Annotated in this window: 5 protein-coding genes; all 5 read left to right on the top strand. The window is 69.4% G+C overall.

Translation table 11 applies throughout. The features are described 5' to 3' along the window. Positions 1 to 306 (top strand): glutamate ligase domain-containing protein (locus WBF82_RS08885; RefSeq protein WP_424382681.1); only part of this gene is annotated, 306 nt, incomplete at its 5' end. Continuing rightward, complete coding sequence (locus WBF82_RS08880) at positions 303 to 1,826, top strand: UDP-N-acetylmuramoyl-tripeptide--D-alanyl-D-alanine ligase (RefSeq protein WP_424382680.1); 1,524 nt, start codon at positions 303 to 305, stop codon at positions 1,824 to 1,826. The genes WBF82_RS08885 and WBF82_RS08880, both read left to right, overlap by 4 nt. After that, complete coding sequence (gene mraY / locus WBF82_RS08875) at positions 1,823 to 2,905, top strand: phospho-N-acetylmuramoyl-pentapeptide-transferase (protein WP_424382679.1); 1,083 nt, start codon at positions 1,823 to 1,825, stop codon at positions 2,903 to 2,905. The genes WBF82_RS08880 and mraY overlap by 4 nt, the downstream gene beginning before the upstream one ends. 1 nt (position 2,906) lies before the next feature. Beyond that, positions 2,907 to 4,364 carry a UDP-N-acetylmuramoyl-L-alanine--D-glutamate ligase gene (gene murD, locus WBF82_RS08870; protein ID WP_424382678.1) on the top strand — a complete coding sequence of 486 codons (1,458 nt, stop codon included), beginning with the start codon at positions 2,907 to 2,909 and terminating at the stop codon, positions 4,362 to 4,364. A 110-nt stretch (positions 4,365 to 4,474) separates the two neighbouring features. Then, on the top strand, positions 4,475 to 5,649 hold a 1,175-nt coding region (gene ftsW, locus WBF82_RS08865; RefSeq protein WP_424382682.1), incomplete at its 3' end, for a putative lipid II flippase FtsW.

Raw genomic sequence — 5,649 nt, 5'->3', positions numbered from 1 at the left:
GCCGCCGAGCTGGCCGACCTGGTGATCGTGACCGACGACAACCCGCGCAGCGAGGATCCGGCGGCAATCCGCCGCGAGATCCTGGCCGGCGCGGCCGAAGCCGGCGGAACCGCTGCGGTGATCGAGATCGGCGACCGGCGCGCCGCGATCGAACACGCCGTCGCCTGGGCGGCTCCCGGCGACGTGGTCCTGATCACCGGCAAAGGCCACGAAACCGGCCAGACCCGCGGCGGGCAGACCTTCCCTTTCGACGACCGGGTCGAGCTCGCCCTGGCAATTGAAGCCCTCGAGGCCCGAAGCCCATGATCGACTTCACCGTCGCGCAGATCGCCGACATCGTCGGCGGCGAACTGGCCGACATCTCGGCGACGGACGCCGCGGATCTGCACGTCACCGGGACCGTCGAATTCGACTCGCGCAGAGTCACTCCCGGCGGGTTGTTCTTGGCGCTGCCGGGTGCCCGCGCCGACGGGCACGACCACGCCGCATCGGCGGCCGCCGCCGGAGCGGTCGCGGTGCTGGCAGCCCGGCCCGTCGGGGTCCCCGCGATCGTGGTTCGACCCGGCCCGCGCGACGTCGCCACGGGCGGCCTGGCCGGTGTCCTCGAGCACGACGCCGACGGGTCGGGCGCCGCCGTGCTGGCCGCGTTGGCCAAACTGGCCGCGGCGGTGGCCGCCGAGCTGGTGGCCGGCGGGTTGACGATCGTCGGGATCACCGGATCGTCGGGCAAGACCTCGACGAAAGACCTGCTGGCCGCGGTGCTCGAGCCGCTCGGCGAAGTGGTGGCGCCCCCCGGGTCATTCAACAACGAGCTGGGCCACCCGTGGACCGTCCTGCGCGCTACCGGTAACACCGACTACCTGATCCTGGAGCTCTCCGCGCGCCGCCCCGGCAACATTGCCGAGCTGGCGGCGATCGCGCCGCCGGCCGTCGGGGTGGTCCTCAACGTTGGTACCGCGCATCTGGGCGAGTTCGGTTCACGCGAAGCCATCGCGCAGACCAAATCCGAACTGCCGCAGGCTGTTCCGCGATCAGGAGTGGTCGTCCTCAACGTCGACGATCCGACGGTGGCGGCGATGGCCGACGTGACGGCGGCCCGCGTGGTCCGGGTCAGCCGGCAGGGCCCCGCTGACGTGTGGGCCGGTCCGGTGACGCTCGACGAGCTGGCCAGGCCGCAGTTCACGTTGCATTCGGGCGACAGCACAATCGACGTCCGGCTGGCTGTGCACGGCGACCATCAGGTGAGCAATGCGCTGTGCGCGGCGGCGGTGGCGCTGGAATGCGGCGCCAGCTCCGAGCAGGTGGCCGACGCGCTTTCCGGCGCCGGCCCGGTGTCGCAGCACCGGATGCGGGTGCACACCCGCGGCGACGGGGTCACGGTCATCGACGACGCCTACAACGCCAACCCCGATTCGATGCAGGCCGGGTTGCAGGCGCTTGCGTGGATCGCCCGTGGCGGCGGTGAGGATCGGCGCCGCAGCTGGGCCGTGTTGGGGGAGATGGCCGAGCTCGGTGAGGACGCAATATCTGAACATGACCGCATCGGCCGGCTGGCGGTGCGCTTAGATGTGTCTCGACTCGTTGTCGTGGGAATGGGGAGGTCTATGAGCGCCATGCACCACGGCGCGGTCATGGAGGGCTCATGGGCCGGGCAGGCTGCGCTCGTCGATGACGCCGACGCCGCCCTGGCCCTGTTGCGGGCCGAACTGCAGCCCGGGGATGTGGTGCTGGTCAAGGCTTCCAATGCTGCGGGCCTGGGTGCACTCGCCGATTCGCTGGTCGCCGACGCGGGCATATCTGACCAGGGCCGGGGAACTCTCCGATGATCGACATCCTCATCGCCGTGGCCATCGCGCTGACGGTGTCGATCTTGTTGACCCCGGTGCTGATTCGGCTGTTCAACAGGCAGGGTTTCGGTCACGAGATCCGCGAAGACGGCCCGCCGAGCCATCAGACCAAGCGCGGAACGCCGTCGATGGGCGGGGTGGCGATCCTGGCCGGCATCTGGGCGGCCTACCTGGGCACCCACTTGGCCGGGCTGGCCGTGGGCGGCGAGGGGCCGTCGGCGTCGGGTCTGTTGGTGCTGTTTTTGGCCACCACGCTGGGCGCTGTCGGATTCGTCGACGACCTGATCAAGATCCGGCGGTCGCGCAACCTGGGGTTGAACAAGACGGCCAAGACGGTCGGGCAGATCACCGCGGCGGTGCTCTTCGGTGTGCTGGTGATGCAGTTCCGCAACGACTCCGGCCTCACACCGGGCAGCGCCAACCTGTCCTATGTGCGTGAAATCGCCACCGTCGCACTGGGTCCCATCATTTTCGTGCTGTTTTGCGTGGGCATCGTCTACTCGTGGTCGAACGCGGTGAATTTCACCGACGGGCTGGATGGGCTGGCCGGCGGCGCCATGGCGATGGTTTGCGCCGCCTACGTGCTGATCACCTTCTGGCAGTACCGCAACGCCTGCGCCGTCACACCGGGTCCGGGTTGCTACAACGTGCGCGATCCGCTGGACCTGGCGATCGTCGCGGCAGCTACGGCGGGCGCCTGCATCGGGTTTTTGTGGTGGAATGCCGCGCCGGCGAAGATCTTCATGGGCGATACCGGATCGCTGGCCCTGGGTGGCGTCATCGCCGGGATCTCGGTCACCAGCCGTACCGAGATCCTCGCGGTGGTGCTCGGCTCGCTGTTCGTCGCCGAGATCACCTCGGTCGTGATGCAGATCCTGGCCTTCCGCACCACCGGTCGCCGGGTGTTTCGGATGGCGCCCTTCCACCACCATTTCGAGCTTGTCGGGTGGGCCGAAACCACGGTGATCATCCGGTTCTGGCTGCTCACCGCGATCAGCTGCGGCCTGGGGGTGGCGCTGTTCTACAGCGAGTGGCTGGCCGCGACCGGCGGCCGCTGACATGACGCTGGGCCCGTTGGCGCCCGGCCTCCCGGTGCTGGTCGCGGGTGGCGGTGTGACCGGCCGCGCGGTGCTGGCGGCGCTGAGGGCCCTGGGCGTGACGGCGACGCTCTGCGACGACGACCCGGTGACCCGCCAGCAGTTCTCCGAAGCCGGGACGGCGACGCTGGATTCGGCTACCGCAGCCCAGCAGATCGGCGATTACGCGTTGGTTGTGACCAGTCCCGGTTTCCCGCCGTTGGCACCGGTGCCGGTCGCCGCCGAGGCGGCCGGCGTCCCGGTGTGGGGCGACGTCGAATTGGCCTGGCGGCTCGACGCGTCCGGTCGTTATGGCCCACCGCGCCGGTGGCTGGCGGTCACCGGCACCAACGGGAAAACGACCACCACGTCCATGCTGCAGGCCATGCTCACGGCCGCGGGGCTGCGCAGCACGCTGTGCGGCAACATCGGCAGCCCGGTGCTCGACGTGCTGGAGGAGCCCGCTGACTTTTTGGCGGTCGAACTGTCCAGCTTTCAGCTGCACTGGGCGCCGTCGGTACGGCCCGAGGCCGGCGTGGTGCTCAACATCGCCGAAGACCACCTCGACTGGCATTCGACTCTTGCCGACTACACCGCCGCCAAGGCCCGGGTGCTGACCGGCCGGGTGGCGGTCGTCGGGCTGGACGACGCGCGGGCGGCGAGGCTGCTGTCGACTACCCAGGCGCCGATCCGGGTCGGCTTCCGCCTCGGCGAACCGGCTTCCGGGGAACTCGGGGTGCGCGACGGCGTGCTCGTCGACCGGGCATTCTCCGACGGCCTGGCATTGGCCGAGGCGTCGTCGATCCCGGTGCCGGGGCCGGTGGGTGTGCTTGACGCGTTGGCGGCCGCGGCCCTGGCGCGCAGCGTCGGGGTGCCCGCAGCGGCGATAGCGGACGCGCTGGCGACGTTTCGGGTGGGCCGGCACCGCGCCGAAGTGGTCGCCGTCATCGACCAGATCAGCTTCGTCGACGACTCCAAAGCCACCAACCCGCACGCCGCCGAGGCATCGGTGCTGGCATACCCGCGAGTGGTGTGGATAGCGGGCGGTCTGCTCAAGGGCGCATCGGTGGCCGAGACCGTGGCCAGAATCGCTCCGCGCCTGGTCGGAGCGGTGCTGATCGGCCGTGACCGGGCAGAGGTTGCCGACGCGTTATCGCGACACGCGCCGGATGTCCCCGTCGTACAGGTTGTGACAGGCGAGGATGCTGATATGCATGCGACTGCTGAGTCTCCTGTTACTCATGTGGCGAAAGTGGTTTCTTGGTCGGACGAGGCTGTCGGCATTCGCGTGATGAACGCTGCCGTCGCCGCGGCAAGAGACCTGGCTCGCCCCGGCGACACGGTGCTGCTTGCGCCCGCCGGGGCGTCATTTGACCAGTTCACCGGCTATGCCGACCGCGGCGACGCGTTCGCTGCCGCCGTGCGTGCCAGCTGCGGGTAACTGGGGTGACCAACGCGTTGGCCCGGTTGCTGCGCCGGGGAACCAAAGGCGGGCAGCCGACTGGAAGCACCGAAGGCAAGGCTGACGAGGCCGAGCCCGACGACACTGCGGTGGTGGCTGCCAAGCCGGCCGCCGCCGCGCCGGCCGGGCCGCGCACCCGATTCGGTGCCTGGCTAAGCCGGCCCATGACGTCGTTTCACCTGATCATCGCGGTGGCCGCGCTGTTGACCACGCTGGGTCTGACCATGGTGCTGTCGGCGTCGGGAGTCCGTTCCTACGATGACGACGGGTCGGCGTGGGTCATCTTCGGCCGCCAGGTGCTGTGGACCATCGTCGGGCTCGTCGCGTGCTATCTGGCGCTGCGACTGCCGGTACGGTTCATGCGGCGCATGGCATTCTCCGGGTTCGCGTTGACCATCGTGCTGCTGGTACTGGTCCTGGTCCCGGGAGTCGGCAAGGAAGCCAACGGTTCCCGAGGCTGGTTCGTGATCGCGGGCTTCTCGATGCAGCCCTCCGAGCTGACCAAGATCGCGTTCGCGATCTGGGGTGCCCACCTGCTGGCCGCGCGGCGCATGGAGCGGGCCTCGCTGCGCGAAATGCTGATCCCGCTGGTGCCCGCGGCGGTGATCGCGCTGGCTCTGATCGTCGCGCAGCCCGACCTGGGGCAGACCGTCTCGCTGGGCATCATCCTGCTCGGGCTGTTCTGGTATGCCGGCCTGCCGTTGCGGGTGTTCCTGAGCTCGCTGTTCGCCGCGGTCGTGGCTGCGGCGATCCTGGCGGTGTCCGCGGGTTACCGATCCGACCGCGTGCGGTCATGGCTCAACCCCGGCCAGGACCCGCAGGACTCCGGGTATCAGGCCAGGCAGGCGAAGTTCGCGCTGGCCAACGGCGGCGTCTTCGGCGACGGGCTGGGCCAGGGCACGGCCAAGTGGAACTACCTGCCCAACGCCCACAACGACTTCATCTTCGCGATCATCGGCGAAGAGCTGGGTCTTGTCGGCGCGCTGGGCCTGCTGGGCTTGTTCGGGCTGTTCGCCTACACCGGGATGCGGATTGCCCGGCGGTCCGCCGACCCGTTCCTGCGGCTGCTGACCGCCACGACCACAATGTGGGTGATCGGGCAGTCGTTCATCAACGTCGGCTACGTGATCGGCCTGCTGCCGGTCACCGGTATCCAGCTGCCGCTCATCTCTGCTGGTGGAACATCAACGGCCACAACGCTTTTGATGATCGGCATGATGGCGAACGCGGCCCGCCATGAGCCCGAGGCCGTCGCCGCGCTACG

Origin of the sequence: Mycobacterium sp., from assembly GCF_049673265.1 — a bacterium.
GTDB lineage: Bacteria > Actinomycetota > Actinomycetes > Mycobacteriales > Mycobacteriaceae > Mycobacterium.
This window is presented reverse-complemented; position numbering and strand designations above follow the sequence as displayed.